We start from the raw sequence: 23,410 nt of genomic DNA on the forward strand, positions 1-23,410 counted from the left end.
CGGCGCCCGGTCGCCGAGGAGAGCCCCGGCCAAGCTCCCGCCACCCAAACTTCCCAGGCAAGCTCCTGAGGCAATCGTGCCGATCGTGTCGACTGACAGCGATTGTTGCTCCCCGGCCGTGACTTTCGCCGCCAGAACGCACGATCGGCACGATTGCCCGGTTCGACCAGCGGGTCGGAGCGAGCTGTGGGCATCCATTCCCCTCGAGGACAACGCGGCTAGGTTGAGGAAATGGAACAACGACCCCTCGGCGGCACCGGCCTCACCACCTCCGTCCTCGGCTTCGGCGGCAGCGAACTGCGCGCCAAGTCCCTCACCGACCAGGAGGTGTCGATCCTGCTCAACGGCCTGCTCGACTCCGGCATCACCCTGATCGACACGGCCCACTGCTACGGCGACTCCGAGAACAAGATCGGCACGCACCTCTCCCACCGCCGCGACGAGTACGTGCTCGTCACCAAGACCGGCCACAAGATCGCCGGCGTGGACGACTGGACCCCCGCCGCCACCCGGGCAGGTGTCGAGGAGTCGCTGCAGCGGCTCCGCACCGACCACCTCGACGTGGTGCTGCTGCACGGGCCGCGCCCGTTCGGCGACCAGCAGGCCTCACTGCTGGACGAACTCGACGCCCTCAAGGCCGAGGGCAAGGTGCGGTTCACCGGCATCTCGAACGACGGCGACAGCCTGGCGTGGGGGCTCGCCAGCGGACGCTGCGACGTGGTCGAGTGCTCGGTCAACATCGCGGACCAACGCAACCTGCGCGAGATCCTGCCTGCGGCCACCAACTCCCCCGGGGTGATCGCCAAGCGTCCGATCGCGAACGCCGCCTGGCGTGACACGGAGCGCCCGGTGGGCTCGTACCACGAGGACTACTGGGACCGGCTGGCCAAGCTCGCCTACGAGGTCGACCTGCCGATGGACGAGTTCGCCCTGCGGTTCACCGCATACGCACCGGCGGTCTCGGTCTCGATCGTGGGCACCATCAAGCCCGAGCGGTTCAGCCACAACCTGGCCATCGTCGAGAAGGGCCGGCTGCCCGACGACGTGCTGGCCCACGTCGCCGAGCGTTGGCAGGCCGCGGACGAAGGCTGGGACTCGCTCGGCTGAGTCCGATCACCCCGCCGGCGCTCGGTCGAGGAGCTGGGTGACCAAGGGGTCGGCGGCGGTCAGGTGACCACCGCCGACCCTGAGTCCTGTTCGGGCCCTGGTGCGGCTCAGCCCTTGTCGGTGTCGCGCATGGCGGTCAGTGTTGCCATGTCGTCGGCCGAGATCTCGAAGTCGAGTTCGGCATTCTGCGCGATGTGGTCGGACGAGGTGGCCTTCGGCAGCACCACAGCACCCATCTGCAGCAGGTAGCGGATGCACAACTGGGGCGCACTCACCCCGTAGCGGGCGGCGATGTCACTGATCTCGGGATGGTTGACGATCAGCCCGTGCGCGAACGGTGAGTAGGCCTCGACCACGATGTCGTGCTGCTTGCAGGCGGCGACGGTGTCGGAGGGGTCGAGCCCGATGAACCAGCGGATCTGGTTGACCGCGGGCGTGATGGTGCACGCCGGCAGCAGGCTCTCGAGGTCGTCGGGCCCGAAGTTCGAGACCCCGATCGAGCGCACCCGTCCGTCGGCGACGAAGTCCTCCATCGCCTTCCAGACCTGCTTGTTCTCCTCGCGGCAGTCCTTGCCGATCTCGTCCCACGGCCACGGAGCGTGGATCAGCAGCAGGTCGAGCTGGTCGATGTCGAGTTCACGCATGGTGGTCTCGAACGCCGCCACTGCCGCCTCGTGGCTCTTGGCCTCCGCGGGAATCTTCGAGGTCACATAGATCTGGTCCCGGGGGATCCCGGAGTCACGAATGGCGCGGCCCACGGACGCCTCGTTGCCGTAGGCCCGAGCGGTGTCGATGTGGCGGTAGCCGAGGCGCAGGGCCTCCGAGACCGAGGTGTAGCACTCGTCCCCCTCCTCGAGCAGCCAGGTGCCGAAGCCGATGGTGGGAATGCTGGTGCCGTCGTTCAGGGGTAGCGATGAAGTCAGTTCCATGCCTCCATCGCACCACGGACGGGCCTCCCGTGGGAGGTATCGGCTGGGACGCTCAGCTGGCAGCGAGCCGGAACTGGTCGTCCGCCGGATGCACCGGCTCGGGCTCCTTGCGCACCGCCGACGCACACAGCACGGCCACCGCGAACAGCGCCGCGATCACCCACAGCGCCTTCAGCAGTCCCACGTGATCGGCCAGGTTGCCGATGGCGGGAGGGCCGGTCAGGTTGGCGGCGTACCCGATGACCGCGACGAAGCTCACCCGGGCGGCCGGGTTCGGGCCCGAGTCGGCGGCTGCGCTCATGCCCAGCGGGAACCCCATCGAGACACCGAACGCCCACAGCAGCACGCCCACAGCGACCAGGAGCCAGTGGTCGGTGAGGATGAACAACGCGATCCCGGCCAGCCCCAGCACGCTCGTGACACGGACGGCCCGGGCTCGTCCGATCCGGTCGACGACCGGGCCGCCCAAGGCACGGGCCAAGGTCTCGGAGGCGGCGAACAGCACCAGGAACAGGCCGGCGATGGCCTCGGGCTGGAGGTGTTCGGTGCGCACCGCGAGCGTGAGCCAGTTGTTGGCCGAGCCCTCGCCCAGTTCCGAGCCCAGCATGACCAGACCGATCAGCACCAGACGCACGTCCTTGACCGAGGCGAGGATGCCGCGGGCGCGCTCTCCCCACGTGACCTTCTCGGCCGGGGTCTCGGGTGCCTCGTGCGAGGGGACGCCCCACGACAACACCCACCCACCGGCCGCGACCAACGCACCCTGCAGCGGCAGTTGGTACTCGACCGGTAGTCCGAGAGCAGCGCTGCCGGCCCCGATGCCGGCCCCCACGATCACTCCCGCCGACCAGGCGGCGTGCATCAGCGGCATCAGGGTCTTGCGGAACTGTCGTTCGACCATCGATCCCTCGACGTTGATCATCACGTCGAGCGAGCCGATGCCGTAGCCCGTGAGGGCCAGCGCGAGGATCACCATCACCGGCGAGTGCAGCGCGCCGGCGCCGAGCCCGATCAGGGCCACGCCGGCGGCGACGATGAACAGGCTGGTTCGAATGCCCGTGCGGGCACCGAACGTGCGGTGGATCCACGCGGACGACGCGAGTCCGGCCAGGGCACCGACGGTGGTGCCGATCAGCATGGTGCCCAAGGTGCCCTTGGAGACACCCAGGTCGGCCTGGATGCTCGGGAGACGGGCTCCGAAGGCCGCGCTCGCGACGCCGCCGAGGGCGAAGGCGGTGATGATCGCGTTGCGCCAGTTGACCAGGGCGTGGCGATCGAGTTGGGGGGTGCTCACCGCAGAAGCCTAGGCCCGAGCGAACTGAATGGGCATCAAGTATTCATGGATGCGCATCGGGTGCGGGTGAATCCGCGGGGCGCGTGAGGGGAGGTCCGCGGAGTGGCGCACCTGATCCACAGCATCGGGTGGCACTCTGGCGGCTGTGAATCACCTGAGTTGGCTCGAAGCCGCCATCATCGGACTCCTGCAGGGAGTGACCGAACTCTTCCCCGTCTCGAGCCTGGGCCACAGCGTGCTGCTGCCGGCCTGGGTGGGCGGCCACTGGCACCGCGACATGGACGTCTCCGCCCCCGAGTCCACCTACCTCGCCTTCATCGTCGCCACCCACGTGGCCACCGCGATCGCCCTGCTGCTCTACTTCCGACGTGACTGGGTGCGCCTCATCCGAGGGTTCTTCACGAGCATCGCCCACCGACGCATGCAGACCCCGGACGAGAAGCTGATCTGGCGCCTGATCGTAGGCACCATCCCGGTGGGGCTGGTGGGTCTGCTCTTCGAGCACTGGCTGCGGACGAACCTGGGCCGCCCCCTGCCGACCGCCGCATTCCTGGCCGTCAACGGATTGATCATCCTGCTGGTCGACGCCATCGTCCGGCGTCGTGGCGACGTGGAGCCCGATTACGTGGACGAGAGGGTCAGCGGTCCCGAGTCCGATGCCCGGCTGGCCAACCTCACCTGGGGGCAGACCCTGCTGATCGGTTCCTCGCAGATCCTGGCGCTGGCTCCCGGCATCTCTCGTTCCGGGGCCGCGCTGTGCGCGGGGCTGCTGAAGGGGCTCAAGAAGGAGGACGCGGCCCGCTTCTCGTTCCTGCTGGCCACCCCGGTCATCCTCGCCGCCGGTGTGCTCAAGCTGCCCGACCTGTTCAGCCCGCTGGGGGACGGCATCCGCTGGCAAGCCCTGCTGGGCGCGGTACTGGCCGGCATCGGCGCCTACGTGGCCGTTGCCTTCTTCACGCGCTACGTCTCGAAGCGATCGCTTCGTCCGTTCGGTTTCTACTGCCTGGTCGCCGGTCTCGGCAGCTTGGTCTGGTTCCTGGCGCGCTGAGGCGGCCCGATCACCGCGGCATCGGCCCCGCCATCACGTCGGCGGCAGGTCGTCCGCGCTGGATCAGCCGTGCCATCACCTGCAGGTGGGGTTCGGTATGCCCGAAGAACATCCGGTAGCCCTCGCACAGGTGGTTGAGGCCGGGTTCCCCGTCGTGGGTGAGGTCGAACCTGTCCTTGGGACATCCTCCGTGGCAGGCCCACCGCACCCGGCAGTCCAGGCACTGCTGGGGTAGGGCGGTGCGCTTGGATCGTCCGAAGTCTCGCTGCCGCGGCGAGGTGACCAGGTCGACGAGGCGGTCGCGGTGCACGTTGCCCAGCAGGTGCTCGGGTTCGACGTAGTGGTCGCAGGAGTACACGTCGCCGGTGTGCTCGACGGCGAGCGCTCCCCCGCACTCGGGAGCGTGCACGCACAGGGAGTAGCGCCCGAACATGGCTCCCAGCGCGGCGTCGACGTGTTGCACGAACACCTCACCCACGTCGCGGCTCAGCCACTCGTCGAAGATCGTGCACATGAAGGTGCCCCACTGCACCGGACGCACGCTGCGCGAGGTGACGCCCTCGCCGTGCTGGCGGTAGAGCACGTGCTCGCCCGAGGAGTCGCGCCACCCGGCCTCGGCCACCTCGTCCTCCCCCTCGGCGACCCGCTCGACGATCGGGATGAACTGCAGGAACCGCGCTCCCAGTTCGTCACGGAAGTGGCGGTACACGTCGAGCGGGTGGTCAGCGTTGGCCGAGTTCACCGTGCACAACACGTTGGTGTCGACGCCGTGGCGCTGCAGCACCCGCCAGCCACGGACGACCTGGGCGTGGGTTCCGCGGCCGGCCTTGTTGACCCGGTTGGTGTCGTGCAGGTGCTCGGGCCCGTCGATGCTGATGCCGACCAGCACGCGGTGCTCGGCGAGGAACTCGCCCCACTCGTCGTCGAGCAGGGTGCCGTTGGTCTGCAGCGCGTGCTCCACCCGCTGCCCCGGACGAGCCAGCTCCTCGGTCAGGCGCACCGCCTCACGGAAGAACCCCAGTCCGCGCAGCGTCGGCTCCCCTCCTTGCCAGGCCACGGTCACCGGGCCGTCCGGTTGGGAGTCGAGGTAGGCCGAGAGGTAGGTGAGCAGGGTCTCGTGGGACATCCGCTGGTCGGAGCCCGCCCACAGCACCTCCTTGGAGAGGAAGAAGCAGTACGAACAGTCGAGGTTGCACGCCGCCCCGGTCGGTTTGGCCAGCAACGAGAACGGACGACGCCGACGCGACTCGGTCGGGGTCGGCAGCCCGATGGCGGACGCTCGTGGAGCGAGGCCTGGTCGCGGAAGAGCGCGTGGTTGCGGAACTGGTGGTGGAACGGGTGTGGCGGCGGTGCTCACGGGCCCTCTCCTCGGCTGTTCGGGCCCATTCAGGCTATTCCCGCGCGTGTTGGTTCGCAGGCCGGGGTGGCTGGTTCCCGGGGCAGCGCCCGGCGCTAGCATCGTGGCGTTCGGCTCGGCGCTGAGGGTGCCGATCGAGGCCGACGGGGCCGATAGGGGTCTGTCCGTGAGCAACGAGGGCAATCAGAACGAAGGGGCCGGATGGCCTGCGGATCCGAACCGCCAGGCCTGGGGCGATCCCACTCGCCCCCAGGGTCCGCCCGCAGGACCCGGTCAGGGCTACGGCCAGCCGGGACACGGGAGTCAACCGGGATACGGGAGTCAACCGGGACACGGGAGTCAACCGGGATACGGGGGCCAACACGGCTATCCCCCGCCGCCGCAGGGGTACGGCCCTGGTCCCCAGGGCTACGGACCCGGCCAACCGGGGTCTGCCCAGCATTTCCCGGCGCCCGGCCCGGGCTACCCGCAACCGTCAGGTTTCGGGCCGAGGCAGCCGGGCCCGGGGGTCGGGTACGCGTCCGCACCACCGTCTCGTGGACGGGCCACTCCCCTGCTCGTGGTGGTGGCCGCCGTACTCGCCGTGGCGCTGATCGCGTCCATCGGTGTGATCATCTTCCTCAGGCGTGGGGCGGCGAGCAGGCCCGCGGTGGCGGCGGCGAGCCAGAGTCCCGTGGTCACGAGCGCCGTGGCCACCGAGGCCTCGTCCGCGACCGCGCAAGAGACCTCAGCCGTGGTCACACCCACACCCACCGAGGCGGCCTCGTCCGCACCGACTCCCACCCCGACTCCGACGCCGACCCTGAGCGCCGATCAGTTGGCCAAGCAGGGTCTGGACGACTTGGTGCGCAGTGACGCGCCGGAGGTCTCGTTCGACGGTCACTACGTGGCGCAGTTGGCGTCGAAGGCCTTGGGCACGGTCGACCCACTGGATCCCCCGCCGAGTGGGGCGGCAGCCTGGACCTGGCCCGACATCTACGACCAGCACATGCAGCTGCGTGACGACCTACGGTTCAGCGGCAGCGTGCGCCTGGTGTTGTCGACCAGCTTCGGGCGCGGCATCACCACCCGTGACGGACGGCCCTACTACGTCACGGTCTTCGACGGCGGCTTCACCAGCTCAGCGGAGGTCACCTCGTGGTGTGAGCAGACCTTCGCCGACCTGCCGGCCAAGGTGAGGGCGAACTCCTGCACGGTGGCCCGGCTCACTCCGGCCTGAACTGCGTGCCCTCGGTCGAGTAGGAGCGAGGGGGACGAGCGCCGTGTCGAGAATCCGGCGCCCGCCCGGGACGAACCCGTCCGCTCACATGTCGCGGTAGCGGCGTGCCTGCGCCAAGGCCTCGGTCAGTCCCTCGCGGTTGAGGCGGGGTCCGTAACCAGGGGTGTCGCGCTGAATGCGCCATCCCTCCGAGAGCGGCGTGACCTCGACCGCGTCGAAACCGAACTGGTCGAGCAGCTTGCCGACCGTGGCGACTGCCTCGGCGTCGTCCCCGAACAGGGCGAGCGCCCGCCGATCAGGAGTGCCCGCGGGCAGACCGTGCGTGGTCAGTTCGGCGGAGTAGATGTGGTTGAACGCCTTGACGACCTTCGAGGTCGGCAGGTGCCTCTGCAGCAGCTCTGCCGTGGTGGTGGACTCGTCGTCCAGCTCGGCGATCTGCCCGTCACGCTGCGGATAGTAGTTGTTGGTGTCGATGACGATCTTGCCCGCGAGCTCGTCGACGGGGATGGTGTCGATCACCTTCAGCGGCACCGTCACGACGGCGATGTCGGCAACCTTCGCGGCCTCGACGGGGGTAGCGGCGCGTGCCTTGGGTCCGAGTTCGGCGACCAGATCAGCGAGGGTCTCGGGACCCCTGGAGTTGCTGATCACCACGTCGTAGCCGCTGGCCACTGCGAGTCGTGCCACCTGTGAGCCGATGTGTCCGGCCCCGATCAATCCGATTGTTGTCATGTCTGGTCAACCGCGGTGGGTGATCGAGCATTCCGGGTGACGCCTGAAGATCGGGGAGTTGTGCCTCGGCGGGACTGGTGATGTCCGGCGCCACTACCCTGACGGACGTGACGAGCCCCATCCAGCGCATCATCGGTCAGGTGTTCATCCCGGTGCGCGATCTCCACGCAGCCGCAAGGTGGTACGCCGACCTGCTGGGGGGCGAGCCCAGCACTGCTTCGCACGGCGACACCATCCTCGATCTGCCGTGCGACGGTCAGACGCGGCTCTGTCTGGACGCGAATCAGCCGAACTTCGACCCCTCCGGTCCGCCCCGGTTCTTCTGGTGGACCGATGACATCGAAGCAACCGTGCAGCACCTGCAGCGGCTGGGGGTCACGATCACTTCGGACGTCGAGGACATCGGGAGCGTGTCGTTCGTCCAGTTCGAGGACCCCGACGGCAACCCCCTCATGGTCTGCCAGCGCAAGTGAGCCATGGGAGGTATGGGCGGTCACCGGGCCGAACGGAAGCGTGCGGTGAGCTGCCCCGTCCGACGCTGTTTCTCGGTGGCCATTCCTCCTGCGAGGCGCCCGAGGCGGCCGATTCCGCAGCAGGTTGCCTCAAGATCGGCATTGGCGACGCACCTCGCGGGTCTTGATCTGTCTTGGCGCAACCTGCTGCGCCGCCGGCAGGTGCTCGTCAGTCAGCGACAGGCGCCTTCCTGGAGAAGGTGAAGTGGGTGACCCCGCTCGGAGTGGAGACCGCCTCGATCGAGTAGTCCTGCTCCAGCCCCTCAAGACCGTCCCAGAGCCGAACGCCTCGTCCCAGAATGAGCGGCACCTGAACGAGGTGCATGTGGTCGACCAGGCCTGCAGCAAGGAAGTCCTTCACCACGCTCGCCCCGCCCCCGATGCGCACGTCCTGACCCTCCGCGGCATCCCTGGCAACCGCCAGCGCCTCCTGCGGTGACGCTTCGAGGAAGTGGAAGGTGGTGCCACCCTCCATGGGCATCGGCGGCAGCGGCCGATGCGTGAGCACGAAGGTCGGCGTATGGAAGGGCGGGTTCTCGCCCCACCATCCACGCCACTCCGGGTCGTCCTGCCACCCGGGCGGGCCGAACTTGTTGGCGCCCATGATCTCGGCGCCGATCCCCGGACCGTGGCGCTCGGCGAACGCGTTGTCGGCGCCCATGGCTCCCTTCGGGGACCACGACCGGGTCGCGAACATCCACTCGTGCAGTTTGTGCCCGGCGTGCCCGAACGGAGCCTCCAGCGACTGGGGCTCGCCGGTGGCGAAGCCATCCAGCGAGATGGAGAAGTTGTGGATCCTGGTGATGGCCATGGGACGTTCCTACACCTCAGGTGGTGCAGCGGTGACCATGCCGTAGACGAACAACCACGCGGCGCTCGCCGAGCCTGCCGGGTTGTCGTCCCAGCCACTCGGGGATTGACGGTCTAGAAGGCCGCCTGCGACCACACCCTGCCCTCACTGGTCACCAACTCCACGCCCTGCACCCCACCAGCCGGAACATCCACCGCCCAGGTGCCAGCGGCCGTCTCCGCCCCGTAGGTCGAGGTCAGCGTCCACGACCCGACGGTCCGGCGCCTGCCATCGCCACCGACCACCACGCAGTCGTAGCTCTTGCCGGGCTTCGCGCGCGTGACGGTCACCACCAGCACCTGTCGTCCCGCAATGGTGGTCAGTCCCACCGTGCCAACGCTGGTGCCATCGGCCGTCACCAACGCCGCCGCTGACCGCACCGCTGTGGGACTGACGGCAACCGGCTGCTGCCGGTCGTGGACGACGATCGTGCCGCCGATCCCGACCCCCAGGCCGACCACGAGGGCGGCAGCCACCGAGAGCACCCCCCTCGTCCAGCGAGGTCGCGTTACCCGAAGGGCGCGGGGTGGGGCGACCGCTGCAACGGGTTCCTCGCCCAACTGCATGGCCTGCAGCACTCGTCCGGAGAATCCCGCCGGGGGTGCGATCGAGGGAACGGCGGCCAGCACCTGCTGGGCTCCGTCCGAGAGCTCGGCGTACCGGGAGCGGCAGGCGTCACAGGAAGCCAGGTGGGCGCTCAGCCGGGCGCGTTCGTCCGGCTCCGGGGTCTGCAGAACCAGATCGACCAGCGCGTCGTCGTCGGGATGCCGCTCAGTCATCGTCCACCTCAGAATGTTCAGCCACCACGGTGGCACGCATACGCCGTAGTCCGGTGCGGATCCTCGTCTTCGCGGTGCCCAAGGGGATCCCCTCCAGGTCGGCCACCTGCTGGGCCGTGTGTCCGGCGATGACCGCCAGCACCACCGCTCGTGCCTGCTCCGGCGGGAGTGCCCGCAGCCGCTCGGCGGCGTCCAGGTGCTCCACCCGAGCACCGGACTGGTCGGGGTTGCCGCTCAGCGTGGTCGAGATCAGACGCTCCATCACCTCGCCGTCGATCGGGGTCGAGCGTTGGGTGCGGATCGTGTCGATCGCGGCGTTGCGGGTGATCGCCAACAACCAGGTGAGCACCGAGGCCCGCCGCTGGTCATACACTGCGGCCGCCCGCCAGGCCCGCAGGAACGCCTCCTGGCTGACCTCCTCGGCCAGCCCCCGATCGCGGGTGATCGACAGCGCCAGCCCGAACACCCGTCCCTCGAACCGTCGGACGAATGCTGCCGCGGCCGCGTCGTCGTTGACCACCAGACCAGCCACGAGGGCAGCGTCCGGCGCCCGATCGGCGAGCGAGAAGAGGGTCACATGCTGATCTACGGATGAACCCGTCCCAGGGATTGCGCGGAGACCAATCTGTCGTCGGCGCAATCCCTGCGGACGCTGCAGCCGTATCACTGGGAACGGCAGCGGCCACGGTGAACACCGGGCCGACGATTCACAGGAGGAATGGTGTCCGCTCTCTTCACCCGAACAAATCGCTCCACCCACTCACCTCTCACCCACACAGCTCTCACCCACCCAGCTCCCACTCACTCAGCCCTCATCCGGGCCGCTGACCCCCACCGGGCGCCTCGCGTGATGGGGCGTCCGCTCCCCACCACCACAGCGTCCCGCATCCGGGTGCTCGCCGGAAGTGCCGTCGTCGTGCTCGCGATGGCGGCCTGCAGTTCACCGGCAGCGACCCCGTCCGCAGGAAACACCGTGCCCAGCTCGAGTTCGTCGATGCAGTCGTCGAGCGCCGCCGGTGACGGCCAGTACGGGTCGGGCAATTCCGCCTCCAGTTCTTCGGCCGGCAGCTCGTCCGCTCCCATGGGCGACACGCTGACGCTCGCCATGTCAGACACCTCGCTGGGCTCGATCGTGGTCGACGGCACCGGGATGACGCTCTACATGTTCACCAAGGACGCCCCCGACACCAGCGCCTGCGAGGGCGACTGCCTGGTCAAGTGGCCACCCCTGCTGGGCAAGCCGAAGGCCGGGGCCGGGGTCGACGACTCCAAGTTGGGCTCGTTCACCCGCAAGGACGGTCGTGAGCAGGCCACCTACAACGGCTGGCCGCTCTACTACTGGTTCAACGACAAGGCCAAGGGCGACACCACCGGACAGAATGTCGGCTCGGTCTGGTTCGTGCTCGACCGCGACGGCAACCCGATCAAGAAGTAGACGATGAACATCGGTGGACTTCCGCTGCACCCGCTGATCGTGCACGTCGCGGTGGTGCTGGTGCCGCTGTCGGCGTTGGGAGGGTTGGTCCTGAGCTGGCGTCCGGGGCTCCGCGCCCGGTTCGGTTGGCTGACGGTGGCCTTCGCGGCGGCGGGCGCGGCAGGGGCGCTGGCGGCCAGGCTCACCGGTCCAGCGCTCGCGTCCCAGATCGGGATCGGCTCGAGCCCCCAGTTCGCGACGCACCGCATGTGGGGCCTGTGGGCACCGTGGCCCGCCTTGGTGTTGGCCCTCTCGCTCGCCGCTCTGGTGTGGTCCGACAGCGGCACCGCGATCGCCGGCGGACGGTCGGGACGACGAACCCTTGGCGTCGGACCACCGCAGGATCGCCGGACGCTCCGTCTGGCCTCGACGGTGGTCGTCGTGGTGAGTGCGCTGGCCTCGCTGGTGCTGGTCACCCTGGTCGGCCACTCGGGCGCCACCCTGGTGTGGGGAGGTCGCTGATCCCAGAACCTGCGATGCGTGGCCCGCAGCCCCCCGCCCTCGTCCGGACGAACCCCACAGGTCCGGGCGAGGGACGGGCGCGTTGGCCGATGGATGGCGCGCCACTACTCCGCCGGCTTGGCCTTCTGGGGGTAGGGCGTCTCGTGCCGGGCGAGCATGGCCACGAACTCCCTGATCTTCCGTTCACGGGTCTCGGCCCGTTTGACCGCATTCACGCGATGGATGATCGAGAAGCGGTTGGACTTGGTGAGCACCTCGAACATGGCCCGGGCTTCAGGCACCGCCTCGATGGCGGCCAGTAGGTCGTCCGGCACCTCCGCTTCCGAGGGTGGTGGGTACGCGGCTGCCCACCTGCCATCGGCCTTCGCGGCCTCGACGGCGGCGCGGCCGGCGGGGAGCATCCTTCCCTCAGCCTCGAGCCGGGCGACGTGTTCGACGTTGCGACGCGACCAGATGCTTCGTGGTCGGCGAGGCGTGAACCGAATCCAGGAACTCTCCTGGTCGCGGCTGCGGGCCTGCCCGTCGATCCAGCCGAAGCAGAGCGCCTCGTCCACGGCGAGCTGCCAGGTCAGGGTCGTGACGGTGCCGCCCTTCCGGGTCAACGCCAGCCAGACGCCCGGGGACGTGTCGTGGTGGGCGAGCAGCCAGGCGTGCAGCTCCTCGGAATCGGCGAGCACCAGCTCCTCCAGTTCAGCCATGGCGGCAGGCTAACCGGAGTTCAGGGTCGGCCGTCCGATCGCGCTCGCACCCACAGGGCGAGTTCGGTGCGCGTACTGAACCCCAGTTTCGCCAGCGCGCTGCGCACATGGGACTCGACGGTGCGCACCGACACGACGAGTTGGTCGGCGATCTGCCGGTTGGTGTGCGCCTGGCCCACCAACCGCGCCACCTGGAGTTCCCGCGTGGTGAGCAAGGGAGCGTCGGTCGGAGCGGGACGGGCAAGCAGCCGCTCCGCGCCCAGGAGGGGGCCGGGCATGTCGAGCAGCCGGAACTCCTCAGCGGCGGCCGCGGCCAGCTCCCGCACGGTCGGTGTCCCCGACCGATGTCCGGCGGACGGTGCGGGATCGTGTTCCAGGCATTCCGCGAGCCCGAGCCTGGCCAGTGCGACATAGGGACGAGCCCCGATCCGCTGGTTCTCGGTGATGGCTCGTGAGAAGTGGTCGGCGGCGACGTCCCGCTGACCCGCAGCCACCGCGATCACCCCGAGGGGGTACTCGTTCGATCCCGAGTAGAACGGCGTCCCACCACCATCAGCGCCGTACCAAGGCGCGGTGGGGGCGAGCAGGGCGTGGCACCTGCGGGCCAGGTCAGGGTCGTCCAGCGCAGCGGCGGCCAGACCGATCTGCCCCAAGGTGCCCATCCACCGCGGCCCCACCGGAACACGCTCGGGAAGATCCGCCAGGGTGGCCAGCAGTGCGACCGCCCGGCCGCGATCGCCTGCCAGGGCGAGGGCGCGGGCCAGACTGGCGCGCACCAGCGGGATGCCCGTGGCCTCCTCGAGCACGCGCAGCCCCGGCTCGGTGATCTCGCCCGGGTCACCCCGGAGCAGGGCCATTTGGACGCAGACGATGTGGTACATCCCGATCAGGGACCGATCCCCGGTTCGATCGGCGATCCGGAGGCCGGCCTCGGCCTGGGTTCTGGCCCCGTCGAAGTCTCCCAACACGGCAGCGACCAACCCCCTCAACCGATGCTCGTGCCAGCGGGCCACCGGTGAGGAACGTCGGCCAGCGACGCGTGCGATCTGCACGATGGCGTCGTCGAGAGCGACCAGGTCGCCCCGCTGCAACGCGATGTCGGCCTGCCACAGGTGGCCCCAGAGGGTTCCCATCGCCGTCGTGGACGAGCGCCCCAGTTCGACGGCTCGTTCGGCCAGCGGCACTCGTTCGTCGATGGTCTGGGGGTAGGAGAGCACGAGATGTCGCGCCGCGATGGCGTCCAGCTCCGCGGTGGGCGAATGCGAACGGCGGGCCAAGGTCAGGGCCGCGACAGACAAGGCGTCGGCGCTCCCATCCACGGCATCCTCGGCAGCAGCGACGGCCATCTGGCTGGTCAGACGGGCCCTGGTCGTGAGGTCCTCCGGAGGCACCCGGGACAGGGCTCGCCGACACAGACCGGCGACGACACGCGCCACCTCACGCGAGCCGATGCCCTGCGGGACGAGGGCGGCGCGCGCCATCCGGTCGGGACGATCCGCCGCCTCCGCCACGTCGACAGCCTCCACACAGGAGTCGACGGCTGCCGGGACCTGGTTCGCCAGCCATTCGTAACCGGCCAACTCCACCAGGCACTCGGCAAGCTCGGCGTCGTCGTGGTCGAGTCGACGGGTGTGTCGGACACACATCCGCGCGAACGCCACCGCCTCCTCGTGGGCGTGGACGGCCGCGGCCCGGGCGGCGGCCGCTCGGGCGGCGTCGCGGCAGTTGACCGAGGCTGCATGTCCCTCGGCCCGATCCCAGTGCACTGCGCTGGGACCCACCAACAGCTCGTCCCCACTGGACTGCATGGCCGCCGCTATCGAGGCCTCCCTGGCAGAGCGATGGTGGGCTTCGGTGTCGGCGATGACGGCGTCACGCACCAGCGCGTGGGTGAACGACAGTCCGGTGGCGCGGTGCTGCAACAGTCCGGCCCGACAACCTTGAGCGATGTGGTCGGTGACCTGTGCGACCGTGCGCCCGCACGCCGCGGCGAGCAGGGTCGGTGAGAGCCGCTCCGACATCAGGGCAGCGGTGATCAGGGTGTCACGCGCCTCGTCGGTGAGCTGCAGCAGCGGCGCCGCGAGCAGGCCCCTGATGTCCTGCCGCTCAGCCAGCACGTCGTCGAGGTCACCCGACGCGGGCGGCGCCTGGGAGGTGACGGCGTGGATGAAGAAGGGATTCCCGTCCGTCCGGCACACCAGTTCGTGGACCAGAGCACCCCAGCCCGTCAGCGACGGGTCGCTCGACAGCCACTGGGCCACGGCCCCCGCGTCGAGACCCGTCAACCGGACGAGCACCGATCCGCCACCACGCAGCAGATCGGGAAGGGCGCGCCCGAACGCGGTCGCTGCGTCATCCCGGGCCGTGGCCAGCACGACAACCCGCGAATGGGGCAGGTCGAAGGCGACGTGACGGAGGACCGCCACCGACAGGGAGTCCGCCCAGTGCAGATCCTCGAGCAGCACCAGCAGACCGGACGGCTCGGCGGCCTGGGTCAGGGCATCGACGACCGCCTCTGCCACCCCGAAGCGTCCGGCGTCGTTGTCGAGATCGGCCTGCTTCACGGCGACGACCACCGTGTCGAGTTCGGGCAGTTGTCGCGCGAGCCGACTCCACGGCCACAGAGCCGGGGCCCCCGTGTCGTCCACGGCGAAGCCATGAGCGGTGCGCAGACCCACGGCGGCGGCCCTCTCGATGCCCGCCAGGCCCAGCATCGTCTTGCCGATCCCGGCCTCTCCGGTGACCAGCACGAGCCCGCCTCGACCGGCCGACGCGGCGGCGACCGCGTCGTCGATGACAGCAAGCTGGGCGGAGCGACCCACCATCGCGACCACGTGACCATTGTCACGCCGCGGGATGCCGGGGGACGCCCGAATTCATGCGTCCCGGGACCCGATCACGTGTCCCATCCCTGATGACCAGGGCGGGGCGGAGATCTCAGTGGCGAATTCGGTGGCAGCACTGAGGCGTGCGGGTCGTTCGCGGCGCACCGTGGAGGCATTCCCACCACCGGTGAACCCGAAGGAGTCGCCATGCACGCCCAACTCATGATCTTCGATGGACCGCAATCGCCCGAGCTGCTCGCGGCCGCCGAACTCGCCGACACCCAACGCATCAGACCGCTGATCGATGCGAACCAGCGCCTGCGTGACGACATCGTGGCTCGCTACGACCTGCGCCAGGCCGACGGTGGCCGGGCGATCCTGCTGGTCACCGGTTCGGAGTCCACTCTCGACCTGCTCGCCGAGGTCGTCATGACCTCGCAGCTGGTGCCCGGTGAGGACCCAGCGCTGCTGCCGGGGCCCTCCCGGGTGGAGCGATACACCGTTGCCGAGGCGTTCGTCGCTCACAGGGCTGGCGCGCGATGAACGCCCCGTCCGGGCCTGACCTGACGTCGGTGCCGAGCGAGAACTCCAGGTGGACCGTTGTGCCCGAGTCCTCGACGGCCACCTTCTCGGTGCGGGACAAGCTGGTCGCCACCACCCGGGGCACCCTACCGATCACCGCTGGTTGGGTCGTCACCGACGCGGATGGATCCGTGGTGTCATCCCGGGTCGACCTCGACCTGACGAGGGTGGACACCGGCAGTGCCCACCGTGACCGCGACCTGCAGAAGCCATCGTTGCTCGATGGTGTGGGCCATCCGGTCATCAGCGTGCACACCGGCCCGACGACACCCCAGGTGACGCAGTGGACGGTGCCGTCGACCCTGTCGGCGCGTGGGGCGTCCTGCCCGCTCGAATTGCACGTGAGCGGGACGACCACCGACCAGGACCACGCGCAGGTACACGTGACCGCCCGGCTCGATCGCACGGGACTGGGTATGCGGGTGCCGACCTTCATCATCGGCCGCCTCGTTGACATCGACGTGGCCGCGCTCTTCGAACGCACGGGCACGTCGACGGGCGGTTGAGACCTGAGGCTCAGCGGATGGGCGGCGCTGCGCCGTATTCGGCATCGGTGACGGGTTCGAGCCAGTGGACGACGGCATGGTCGGCGTCCGCCTCGTTGATGGCGAGATGCACCATGAACCGGTTGGGCGCAGCGCCATGCCAATGCTCTTCGTCCGCCTCGAACAGCACCCTGTCGCCGGGCCGGATCACCTCGATCGGCCCCCCGCGACGTTGGCACAGGCCCACACCCTCGGTGACGAAGACGGTTTGGCTCAGGGGGTGGCAATGCCAGTGGGTGCGGGCCGAGGGCGTGAAGTGGACGAGCTTTGCCGAGAGCCGTGACGGGGCGGGCGCATCGGCGACGGTGTCGATGTAGACGTCGCCGGTGAACCAGTCGTCCGGTCCCTTGACCGTGTCGATGGAGCTGGGAGTGATCTGCATGGTGGCTTCCCTTTGGTGTGGCCTGTCACGGAGTCTGTCACCACCATGCCTACCGCCAAGGGTGTCCTGGCAGGGGTGTACTGGCAGGGACTGCCTCAGGGCCAATCGGGGACCTACGGTGGACAGCATGGAGCACCGAGCAGTGGCTCGGGATGTGCTGACAACGACGAAGGAATGACCCCATGCACCTGCGCACACTCGGACAAGGCCTCGAGGTCTCAGCCATCGGTTTGGGCTGCATGACCACGACCGGCGGCTACGGCCAGTCACCTGACCGCGGCGAGATGATCACGATGATCCGCGGTGCCCTCGACCTGGGAGTCACCTTCTTCGACACTGCGGAGATCTACGGCCCGCACGCGAACGAGGAACTGGTCGGTGAGGCGCTGGCACCCGTCCGTGACCAGGTGGTGATCGCCACCAAGTTCGCCCAGCACATCGATCCGGCCGAGCGCCGACCCACCGGACGCATGCTGCTCCCGGACGAGGTGGCTTCGGCCGTCGACGGTTCGCTGCAGCGGCTCGGTGTCGACGTCATCGATCTCTACTACCAGCACCGGGTGAACCCCGAGGTGCCGATCGAGGAGTTCGCGGGCGCGTTGGGAGAGCTCATCCGAGCCGGCAAGATCAAGCACTGGGGCATGTCGGAGGCCGCCGAGGCCACCATCCGCCGCGCCCACGCCGTCACCCCGGTGACGGCCATCCAGAGCGAGTACTCCCTGTGGTGGCGGCGCCCCGAGGAAGGTGTGCTGGCCGCCTGCGCGGAGCTCGGCATCGGGTTCGTCCCGTTCAGCCCACTCGGCAAGGGCTTCCTGACCGGAACTGTCGCCGCCTCGACAACGTTCGAGCAGGGCACGGACCTTCGCGCCCAGATTCCCCGGTTCGCTCCCGAGGCACTCGCCAAGAACCTCGCCCTCGTCGAGGTGGTCACGTCTGTCGCCGACGCGAAGGGAGCCACCCCGGGACAGGTTGCGCTCGCCTGGCTGCTCGCCCAGAAGCCATGGATCGTGCCGATTCCCGGCACGACCAAGCCCCATCGCTTGGCGGAGAACGCCGGCGCGGCGGATGTCGAGCTGACGGCAGCCGACGTGGACGCTCTCACGGCAGCCTCCGATGCGATCGAGATCGAGGGCGGGCGCTACCCCGAATTCCTGGAGGCGCAGACCAACCTCTGAACGCAGTGGCGGACCACCGGGGATAGGTGTGCCACCGCGAGGATGACGTGGTCGCTCTTGTCGGGGGGCGCTGAACGCTGCAAGCTGGAGCCCTGATCTCGCGGAGGTGTCATGGGCAAGTTGATCTATGCGGCCAACGTCTCACTCGACGGGTACCTCGAGGACGAGAACGGAGCCTTCGACTGGTCGGTGCCGGATGAGCAGGTGCACGCGTTCTGGAACGACCACGAGCGCAGCATCGGAACGTCCCTCTACGGACGGCGCATGTACGAGACCATGCGCGTCTGGGAGGACGACGACTGGTTGGCGGACGAGCCGGACGTGGTTCGTGACTACGCGCAGATCTGGCGTGCCTCCGACAAGGTCGTCTACTCCTCGACCCTGACCCAGGTGTCGACCGCGCGGACCCGCATCGAGAAACACTTCGATCCGGAGGGTGTGCGGCTGCTCAAGGAACGCAGCGATTCGGATCTGAGCATCGGCGGCGCGGGGATTGCCGCGGAGGCTTTCCGGCACGGCCTGGTCGACGAGTGCGTACTGCTGCTCTGCCCGGTGGCGGTGGGTGGGGGGAAGCCAGCCCTGCCGCGCGGTCTGCGTCTCAACCTGGAGCTGTTGGACGAGCGGCGGTTCGACAACGGGGTCGTCTACGTGCGGTACTCCGTCCGCTCGCACTGACTCCTCGACTGCTCAGATGTCGAAGGGCGGCGGGAAGGCGAGCCAGACCAGCAATGCTCCGTTGGCCACGACCGTGCACCAGAACACGATCTGGAACGGTCTTTTGCTGGTCTTGTGTCGGTAGAGCCTCTGGGCGATCAGCGCGCCGGGCCATCCGCCCAGTACAGAAACCACGTGCAGCGTCGACTCGGGCGTTCTCCACGCGCCTCGAAGTGCAGCCGACTTGTCCCGGCGGTACAGGACGACGGCGATGAGGCTCATCAGCAAAGTGGCGAGCAAGGCTGCGATCGGGAGCACCTTCACGGCGGCGAGAGCGCCCACCACGGCCAGGAAGGTGAGAGACACGGCTGCGGCAGCGCCCACGCCATGTCTTCCTCGGCGGGCTTGGCCCGGACGTCCTCCGCAGTCGACCTGGGTGGCCCGAAGCCGCCCACGATCGTCGGCCTGGACCCTGTAGGTGACGGCTGTTCCCACCACCGGACGAGAACCTTTCGGTAGTTCGCTGACGTGCACGAAGACCTGGGGACCACCGGCGTTGGGCGTGATGAAGCCAAAGTCCCGCACGTCATTCCAGCGGGTCACGACACCGTGTTGCCTCACCCTGCCTCCGGGGTTGCTGAACTGGCGATCACCCAGTCGCGACCAACTGCTCGCTGCCGCTGGCTTTCAACAATCTGAAAACCATCTGAAACAACAACGCCCCTTGTCAGGGGCGGGTTGCAAAGGGTGGGCCTAACTGGACTTGAACCAGTGACCTCTGCCTTATCAGGGCAGCGCTCTAACCGACTGAGCTATAGGCCCGTCACCGCCGAGGCGGTCACGCAAGTGGAAACTCTAGCGGATCCGTCGGCGTCGACCCAAATCTGGGAGCACGTCGGAGGGGTTACGACACGGACTCGTCCTCGCCCAACTCAACCGGCGTCCCCGCGCGCACTCAACCGACGTCGGGAGCAGCCCGTCAGTCCTCGGCGAGGGTGACCTCGAGGCCACCCATCACGGTGGCGGCAAGGTTGTACAGGAACGAGAACAGCGTGGCCAGAGCCGTGAAGATCACCACGTCGGCCGCACCGATCATGGCCGCGAAGCCGAGCACCCGGTTGCCGTTCAGGTAGTCCTCGAGGTGGAAGCGGTCGGCAGCACCAGGAGTGTTGAGCAGGTCGTTCACCGCTCGGTTGACGCTCTCGAACACCCCTGAGGCCACGATGACGCCCCACAGCACCCAGATGCTGATGAAGAAGATGATGCCGCCGGCGATCCCGAACAGGAACGCGGTCTTCATCACCGACCACGGATCGATCCGCGACAACCGGAGGCGCGCCTTGCGGGTCCGCCGCGACGACCCAGCACGGGCCGCGACCGCCGGTGCACCTGGCACCGCGTCCTTGGCCCGGTCGGTGTCACCACTGACGGTCGAGGCGACTGACGACACCGCGGTCGAGGCGGCCGATGACACCGAGGTGGCGGCGCTCGACATGGCACCACGGGCCGAGCCGAACACATCCTTGGCACGGTCAGCCGCCCGTTCGCCGAAGCTGGGCTCAGTCGGGTCCGCTGGTGCTCGGCCACCCGGGGTCACGGTGCTCCCCTGGACGGGGGCCGAGAAGCCGGGCCGGCCGGCCGCGTTCGTCCCCGGGACGCTGGCGCCGCCCCGTCGGGCGGGCTGGGCCGGGGGTTGACCGAAGGAGGGCGGCTGGCCGCCGGGGCGGGTGTTGTCGCTCACTGCTCATCCTCCTGGTCGGCGCCCTCGGGCTCCGGGTCAGCGGTCTCCGTCGTGCCCACGCTACCGGCAGCATCGTCGTCCACAGCCTCCGTGGACTCCGACTCTCCGCCATCCTCGGTCAGACCCTCGTCCGAATCGTCGACCTCGGTGACACCCAACGCCTGGTTGGCGCGTGCCTCCGGGTTGAGCGCTATCGCGATCACGGAATCCTCGCCCCGCACGCCGACGAACTTCACGCCCATGGTGTCGCGGCCCTTCGCCGCGACCTCGCTGACCGACGACCGGGTGATCTGCCCGGACTGCTTGATGGCGATCACCTCGTCGGTCTCGCCCAGCACCAGACCACCGACCAGCGACCCGCGGTCCTCGTTGAGGCGCATGGCCTTGATGCCCAGGCCGCCGCGACCCTGGCGACGGTACTCGGACACAGCGGTCCGCTTGGCGAAGCCACCGTCGGTGACCGTGAAGACGAACAGCGAGTCCTCGTCGGCGTCGGAGCGGATCACCGCCATCGACAGCAACTCGTCGTCGGAGCGGAACTTCATGCCGGTCACGCCGGAGGTCGCACGCCCCATCGGACGAACCTGGTCGTCCGCCGCCGAGAAACGGATCGCCTGGCCCTTCTTCGAGATGAGCAGCACGTCGTCCTCAGGGCCGACGATGTCGGCACCGATCAGTTCGTCGTCCTCGTCGCGGAAGTTGATGGCGATGACGCCGGCCTGGCGGGGGGTGTCGTACGCGGCCAGTTCGGTCTTCTTGACCAGACCCTTCCGGGTTGCCAGCAGCAGGTACTGGGCGTCGTCGTAGGTGCGGATCTGGATGCCCTGGGCGATCCGCTCGTCGGGCAGGAAGCTCAGCAGTCCCGCGACGTGGCCGCCCTTGGCGTCACGTCCACCCTCGGGCACCTGCCACGCCTTGATCCGGTAGACCCGGCCCATGGTGGTGAAGAACAGGATCCAGTGGTGGTTGGTGGTGGTGAAGACGGCGTCAACCTCGTCCTCGGCGCGCAGCTTCGCTCCCCGGACTCCCTTGCCACCGCGACGCTGCACGCGGTACTGGTCGGTGTTGGTGCGCTTGATGTAGCCGCCGCGGGTGAGGGTGATGACCACGTCCTCGTCGGGGATGAAGTCCTCGTCGGAGAAGTCGCCGTCGGCCGCGACGATCTGGGTGCGGCGCTCGTCGCCGTACTTGTCGACGATCTCGGTCAGCTCGGTCGAGATGATCTCGCGCTGGCGCTCCTCGCGGGCGAGGATGTCGGCCAGGTCGGCGATCTGGGCCTCGAGCTCGGCCAGGCGGGAGACGATGCGCTCCCGCTCCAGGGCGGCCAGGCGGCGCAGCTGCATCTCGAGGATGGCGTTGGCCTGGTCGTCGTCGATGTCGAGCAGGTCCTTCAGGCCCTCACGGGCGGCCTCGGTGGTGCGGGACGCCCGGATCAGGGCGATGACGTCGTCCAGCTTGTCGAGCGCCTTCACCAGACCGCGCTGGATGTGGGCGCGAGCCTCGGCCTCCTGCAGCTGGAAGGCGGTGCGGCGGCGGATGACCTCGAGCTGGTGGGTCACCCAGTGGCTGATGAACTGGTCGAGCCGCAGCGTGCGGGGCACGTCGTCGACCAGGGCCAGCATGTTGCAGCCGAAGGTGTCCTGCAGCTGGGTGTGCTTGAACAGGTTGTTCATCACCACGCGGGGCTGGGCGTCCCGCTTGAGCACGATCACGAGCCGCTGGCCGGTGCGGGCTGAGGTCTCGTCCACCAGGTTGGCGATGCCCGACAGCTTGCCGGCGTTGACCAGCTCGGCGATCTTCAGCGCCAGGTTGTCGGGGTTGCACATGTAGGGCAGCTCGGTGACGACCAGGAGCTGTCGTCCGTTCTTGTCCTCCTCGACCTTGATCACCGCGCGCATGGTGACCAGGCCTCGGCCGGTGCGGTAGGCGTCCTCGATGCCCTTGCGGCCGACGATCAGGGCGCCCTGGGGGAAGTCGGGGCCCTGGATGCGGGCCATGGCGGCCTCGAGCAGTTCCTCCTCGCTGGCCTCGGGGTGGGCCAGCGACCAGAGAACGGCCTCGGACACCTCACGCAGGTTGTGGGTGGGGATGTTCGTGGCCATGCCGACCGCGATGCCCGTTGACCCGTTGACCAGCAGGTTGGGGAACCGTGCCGGGAGCACGGTGGGTTCCTGCTCGCGATTGTCGTAGTTGGGCTTGAAGTCGACCGTCTGCTGGTCGATGTCGCGCACCATCTCCATGGCGAGCGGAGCCATCTTGCACTCGGTGTACCGCATGGCGGCGGCCTTGTCGTTGCCGGGCGAACCGAAGTTGCCCTGCCCCGAGACCAGCGGGGCGCGCATCACCCACGGCTGCGCCAGGCGCACCAAGGTGTCGTAGATCGCCGAGTCACCGTGGGGGTGGTAGAGACCCATCACCTCACCGACGACGCGGGAGCACTTGTTCCACCCGCGGTCGGGACGGTAGCCGCCGTCGTACATCGCGTAGAGCACGCGGCGGTGCACGGGCTTGAGACCGTCGCGGACGTCGGGCAGCGCTCGTCCGACGATCACGCTCATCGCGTAGTCGAGGTAGCTCTTCTGGATCTCGTCGCGCAGGTCGATCGGCTCGATGCGGCCGTGGTTGGGGGCCTCGATGTCATCGACCAAGGACTGCGTCTCGGCTGCCTGCCCCGGTGCGGTGCCTGACGCCTCGTCGCGGATGTCGTCGGTGCCGGGGGTGGGCTCGTCGGGAGTGTCAGTCATGTGGGTGGGAGGTCCTCACGTGTTGGACGAATGCGCGCCCACCAATGGCGAAAGGCCCGGGCGCGCTGATCGCGTCCAGCCTACCGCACCCCCCGTGACGACACCTTGTTCCGCGCGCGCCCGCGCGTAGTAGGGGGTGTGGTCGGACGATGGTCAGCCCTGGCCGTGGGTGCCGCCTGTGCCGGCTGGCCACTCGTGGCGTTGCTCCCATACCGGACCACCTGCCCCACGTCCGGCGCGATGCTGGCGGCCGCCGTCGTCCAGTTGCCCACACACGGGATCAGCTGCCCTCGTTGGGTGC

24 protein-coding genes, 1 tRNA gene and 1 pseudogene are annotated in these 23,410 nt (G+C 68.9%); 10 read left to right on the forward strand and 16 right to left on the reverse strand.

Annotated features, from left to right (window positions below; all coding sequences use genetic code 11):
* Positions 1-231 precede the first annotated feature (231 nt).
* Positions 232-1,107, forward strand: coding sequence for an aldo/keto reductase (locus QQZ11_RS05055; RefSeq protein WP_284549058.1), 876 nt, complete (start codon positions 232-234; stop codon positions 1,105-1,107).
* Between the two features lie 107 nt (positions 1,108-1,214).
* Here the strand turns inward: QQZ11_RS05055 and QQZ11_RS05060 are convergent, their stop codons facing one another.
* A complete protein-coding gene (locus QQZ11_RS05060; RefSeq protein ID WP_284549059.1) occupies positions 1,215-2,036 on the reverse strand; it encodes an aldo/keto reductase in 822 nt (273 codons plus the stop codon).
* A gap of 52 nt (positions 2,037-2,088) precedes the next feature.
* The gene (locus QQZ11_RS05065; RefSeq protein ID WP_284549060.1) at positions 2,089-3,330 is read right to left on the reverse strand and encodes an MFS transporter; all 1,242 of its coding nucleotides are present in this window, start codon (positions 3,328-3,330) and stop codon (positions 2,089-2,091) included.
* Between the two features lie 145 nt (positions 3,331-3,475).
* Between QQZ11_RS05065 and QQZ11_RS05070 the strand changes: the two genes are divergently transcribed.
* A complete protein-coding gene (locus QQZ11_RS05070) occupies positions 3,476-4,378 on the forward strand; it encodes an undecaprenyl-diphosphate phosphatase (RefSeq protein WP_022908952.1) in 903 nt (300 codons plus the stop codon).
* Between the two features lie 10 nt (positions 4,379-4,388).
* Here QQZ11_RS05070 and QQZ11_RS05075 read toward each other — a convergent pair whose 3' ends face one another.
* Positions 4,389-5,735, reverse strand: a complete 1,347-nt coding sequence (locus QQZ11_RS05075) for an anaerobic sulfatase maturase (RefSeq protein ID WP_284549061.1) — start codon at positions 5,733-5,735, stop codon at positions 4,389-4,391.
* Positions 5,736-6,294: 559 nt separating this feature from the next.
* Between QQZ11_RS05075 and QQZ11_RS05080 the strand changes: the two genes are divergently transcribed.
* Positions 6,295-6,954, forward strand: coding sequence for a hypothetical protein (locus QQZ11_RS05080; protein ID WP_284549063.1), 660 nt, complete (start codon positions 6,295-6,297; stop codon positions 6,952-6,954).
* Between the two features lie 84 nt (positions 6,955-7,038).
* Here QQZ11_RS05080 and QQZ11_RS05085 read toward each other — a convergent pair whose 3' ends face one another.
* Complete coding sequence (locus QQZ11_RS05085; protein ID WP_284549064.1) at positions 7,039-7,686, reverse strand: NADPH-dependent F420 reductase; 648 nt, start codon at positions 7,684-7,686, stop codon at positions 7,039-7,041.
* Between the two features lie 107 nt (positions 7,687-7,793).
* Between QQZ11_RS05085 and QQZ11_RS05090 the strand changes: the two genes are divergently transcribed.
* Entirely contained in the window at positions 7,794-8,159 is a 366-nt protein-coding gene (locus QQZ11_RS05090) for a VOC family protein (RefSeq protein WP_284549065.1), read from the forward strand.
* 208 nt (positions 8,160-8,367) lie between these two features.
* Here QQZ11_RS05090 and QQZ11_RS05095 read toward each other — a convergent pair whose 3' ends face one another.
* The 4 genes from QQZ11_RS05095 to QQZ11_RS05110 all read right to left on the reverse strand — a co-directional run bounded on the left by QQZ11_RS05095 (position 8,368) and on the right by QQZ11_RS05110 (position 10,934).
* A complete protein-coding gene (locus QQZ11_RS05095) occupies positions 8,368-9,009 on the reverse strand; it encodes a dihydrofolate reductase family protein (protein WP_284549066.1) in 642 nt (213 codons plus the stop codon).
* A 113-nt stretch (positions 9,010-9,122) separates the two neighbouring features.
* Positions 9,123-9,827, reverse strand: a complete 705-nt coding sequence (locus QQZ11_RS05100) for a zf-HC2 domain-containing protein (protein WP_284549068.1) — start codon at positions 9,825-9,827, stop codon at positions 9,123-9,125.
* On the reverse strand, positions 9,820-10,404 hold the full coding sequence (locus QQZ11_RS05105; protein ID WP_022908946.1) for an RNA polymerase sigma factor: 585 nt from the start codon (positions 10,402-10,404) through the stop codon (positions 9,820-9,822). The genes QQZ11_RS05100 and QQZ11_RS05105 overlap by 8 nt, the downstream gene beginning before the upstream one ends.
* A 224-nt stretch (positions 10,405-10,628) precedes the next feature.
* Positions 10,629-10,934: a hypothetical protein gene (locus tag QQZ11_RS05110; RefSeq protein WP_284549072.1), complete on the reverse strand. Its 306-nt coding sequence runs from the start codon at positions 10,932-10,934 to the stop codon at positions 10,629-10,631.
* Between QQZ11_RS05110 and QQZ11_RS05115 the strand changes: the two genes are divergently transcribed.
* Both QQZ11_RS05115 and QQZ11_RS05120 read left to right on the forward strand, forming a co-directional pair.
* On the forward strand, positions 10,933-11,262 hold the full coding sequence (locus tag QQZ11_RS05115; RefSeq protein ID WP_284549074.1) for a COG4315 family predicted lipoprotein: 330 nt from the start codon (positions 10,933-10,935) through the stop codon (positions 11,260-11,262). The genes QQZ11_RS05110 and QQZ11_RS05115 overlap by 2 nt on opposite strands.
* A 3-nt stretch (positions 11,263-11,265) precedes the next feature.
* The gene (locus QQZ11_RS05120; protein ID WP_022908944.1) at positions 11,266-11,763 is read left to right on the forward strand and encodes a DUF2231 domain-containing protein; all 498 of its coding nucleotides are present in this window, start codon (positions 11,266-11,268) and stop codon (positions 11,761-11,763) included.
* A gap of 104 nt (positions 11,764-11,867) precedes the next feature.
* Here the strand turns inward: QQZ11_RS05120 and QQZ11_RS05125 are convergent, their stop codons facing one another.
* Positions 11,868-12,461: a YdeI/OmpD-associated family protein gene (locus QQZ11_RS05125; protein ID WP_022908943.1), complete on the reverse strand. Its 594-nt coding sequence runs from the start codon at positions 12,459-12,461 to the stop codon at positions 11,868-11,870.
* A 20-nt stretch (positions 12,462-12,481) separates the two neighbouring features.
* Positions 12,482-15,286: a helix-turn-helix transcriptional regulator gene (locus tag QQZ11_RS05130; RefSeq protein ID WP_284550165.1), complete on the reverse strand. Its 2,805-nt coding sequence runs from the start codon at positions 15,284-15,286 to the stop codon at positions 12,482-12,484.
* A gap of 207 nt (positions 15,287-15,493) precedes the next feature.
* Here QQZ11_RS05130 and QQZ11_RS05135 point away from each other — a divergent pair, with 207 nt between their 5' ends.
* Both QQZ11_RS05135 and QQZ11_RS05140 read left to right on the forward strand, forming a co-directional pair.
* Positions 15,494-15,829, forward strand: coding sequence for a hypothetical protein (locus QQZ11_RS05135; RefSeq protein WP_284549076.1), 336 nt, complete (start codon positions 15,494-15,496; stop codon positions 15,827-15,829).
* 59 nt (positions 15,830-15,888) lie between these two features.
* Entirely contained in the window at positions 15,889-16,374 is a 486-nt protein-coding gene (locus tag QQZ11_RS05140) for a YceI family protein (protein WP_284549077.1), read from the forward strand.
* 10 nt (positions 16,375-16,384) lie between these two features.
* Here QQZ11_RS05140 and QQZ11_RS05145 read toward each other — a convergent pair whose 3' ends face one another.
* Positions 16,385-16,795: a (R)-mandelonitrile lyase gene (locus tag QQZ11_RS05145; RefSeq protein WP_284549079.1), complete on the reverse strand. Its 411-nt coding sequence runs from the start codon at positions 16,793-16,795 to the stop codon at positions 16,385-16,387.
* A gap of 182 nt (positions 16,796-16,977) precedes the next feature.
* On the opposite strand from QQZ11_RS05145, the gene QQZ11_RS05150 reads away from it, so the two are divergent.
* The gene (locus tag QQZ11_RS05150) at positions 16,978-17,970 is read left to right on the forward strand and encodes an aldo/keto reductase (RefSeq protein ID WP_284549081.1); all 993 of its coding nucleotides are present in this window, start codon (positions 16,978-16,980) and stop codon (positions 17,968-17,970) included.
* Between the two features lie 111 nt (positions 17,971-18,081).
* Positions 18,082-18,645 carry a dihydrofolate reductase family protein gene (locus QQZ11_RS05155; RefSeq protein WP_284549082.1) on the forward strand — a complete coding sequence of 188 codons (564 nt, stop codon included), beginning with the start codon at positions 18,082-18,084 and terminating at the stop codon, positions 18,643-18,645.
* 12 nt (positions 18,646-18,657) lie between these two features.
* On the opposite strand, the gene QQZ11_RS05160 is transcribed toward QQZ11_RS05155, so the two are convergent.
* The 5 genes and pseudogenes from QQZ11_RS05160 to gyrA all read right to left on the reverse strand — a co-directional run bounded on the left by QQZ11_RS05160 (position 18,658) and on the right by gyrA (position 23,109).
* Entirely contained in the window at positions 18,658-19,008 is a 351-nt protein-coding gene (locus QQZ11_RS05160; RefSeq protein ID WP_284549084.1) for a DUF1294 domain-containing protein, read from the reverse strand.
* A 57-nt stretch (positions 19,009-19,065) separates the two neighbouring features.
* Positions 19,066-19,245: pseudogene (locus QQZ11_RS13635) on the reverse strand (cold shock domain-containing protein); the annotation flags it as partial.
* A gap of 127 nt (positions 19,246-19,372) precedes the next feature.
* A tRNA-Ile gene (locus QQZ11_RS05165) sits at positions 19,373-19,446 on the reverse strand.
* A 157-nt stretch (positions 19,447-19,603) separates the two neighbouring features.
* Positions 19,604-20,365 carry a DUF3566 domain-containing protein gene (locus QQZ11_RS13590; protein WP_342395060.1) on the reverse strand — a complete coding sequence of 254 codons (762 nt, stop codon included), beginning with the start codon at positions 20,363-20,365 and terminating at the stop codon, positions 19,604-19,606.
* On the reverse strand, positions 20,362-23,109 hold the full coding sequence (gene gyrA, locus QQZ11_RS05175) for a DNA gyrase subunit A (RefSeq protein WP_022908896.1): 2,748 nt from the start codon (positions 23,107-23,109) through the stop codon (positions 20,362-20,364). Before gyrA ends, QQZ11_RS13590 begins: the two co-directional genes overlap by 4 nt.
* Between the last annotated feature and the right edge of the window lie 301 nt (positions 23,110-23,410).

Origin of the sequence: Aestuariimicrobium sp. T2.26MG-19.2B (assembly GCF_950101875.1) — a bacterium.
In the GTDB taxonomy this organism is placed as follows: domain Bacteria; phylum Actinomycetota; class Actinomycetes; order Propionibacteriales; family Propionibacteriaceae; genus Aestuariimicrobium; species Aestuariimicrobium kwangyangense.

What these genes read in the sequence shown, in the direction of transcription:
- QQZ11_RS05055 (WP_284549058.1), top strand. Translation starts at nt 232, where the DNA reads ATGGAACAACGACCCCTCGGCGGCACCGGCCTCACCACCTCCGTCCTC.
- QQZ11_RS05060 (WP_284549059.1), bottom strand. Translation starts at nt 2,036, where the DNA reads ATGGAACTGACTTCATCGCTACCCCTGAACGACGGCACCAGCATTCCC.
- QQZ11_RS05085 (WP_284549064.1), bottom strand. Translation starts at nt 7,686, where the DNA reads ATGACAACAATCGGATTGATCGGGGCCGGACACATCGGCTCACAGGTG.
- QQZ11_RS05095 (WP_284549066.1), bottom strand. Translation starts at nt 9,009, where the DNA reads ATGGCCATCACCAGGATCCACAACTTCTCCATCTCGCTGGATGGCTTC.
- QQZ11_RS05100 (WP_284549068.1), bottom strand. Translation starts at nt 9,827, where the DNA reads ATGACTGAGCGGCATCCCGACGACGACGCGCTGGTCGATCTGGTTCTG.
- QQZ11_RS05115 (WP_284549074.1), top strand. Translation starts at nt 10,933, where the DNA reads ATGTCAGACACCTCGCTGGGCTCGATCGTGGTCGACGGCACCGGGATG.
- QQZ11_RS05110 (WP_284549072.1), bottom strand. Translation starts at nt 10,934, where the DNA reads ATGGCGAGCGTCAGCGTGTCGCCCATGGGAGCGGACGAGCTGCCGGCC.
- QQZ11_RS05120 (WP_022908944.1), top strand. Translation starts at nt 11,266, where the DNA reads ATGAACATCGGTGGACTTCCGCTGCACCCGCTGATCGTGCACGTCGCG.
- QQZ11_RS05125 (WP_022908943.1), bottom strand. Translation starts at nt 12,461, where the DNA reads ATGGCTGAACTGGAGGAGCTGGTGCTCGCCGATTCCGAGGAGCTGCAC.
- QQZ11_RS05130 (WP_284550165.1), bottom strand. Translation starts at nt 15,286, where the DNA reads ATGGTGGGTCGCTCCGCCCAGCTTGCTGTCATCGACGACGCGGTCGCC.
- QQZ11_RS05135 (WP_284549076.1), top strand. Translation starts at nt 15,494, where the DNA reads ATGCACGCCCAACTCATGATCTTCGATGGACCGCAATCGCCCGAGCTG.
- QQZ11_RS05145 (WP_284549079.1), bottom strand. Translation starts at nt 16,795, where the DNA reads ATGCAGATCACTCCCAGCTCCATCGACACGGTCAAGGGACCGGACGAC.
- QQZ11_RS05150 (WP_284549081.1), top strand. Translation starts at nt 16,978, where the DNA reads ATGCACCTGCGCACACTCGGACAAGGCCTCGAGGTCTCAGCCATCGGT.
- QQZ11_RS05155 (WP_284549082.1), top strand. Translation starts at nt 18,082, where the DNA reads ATGGGCAAGTTGATCTATGCGGCCAACGTCTCACTCGACGGGTACCTC.
- gyrA (WP_022908896.1), bottom strand. Translation starts at nt 23,109, where the DNA reads ATGACTGACACTCCCGACGAGCCCACCCCCGGCACCGACGACATCCGC.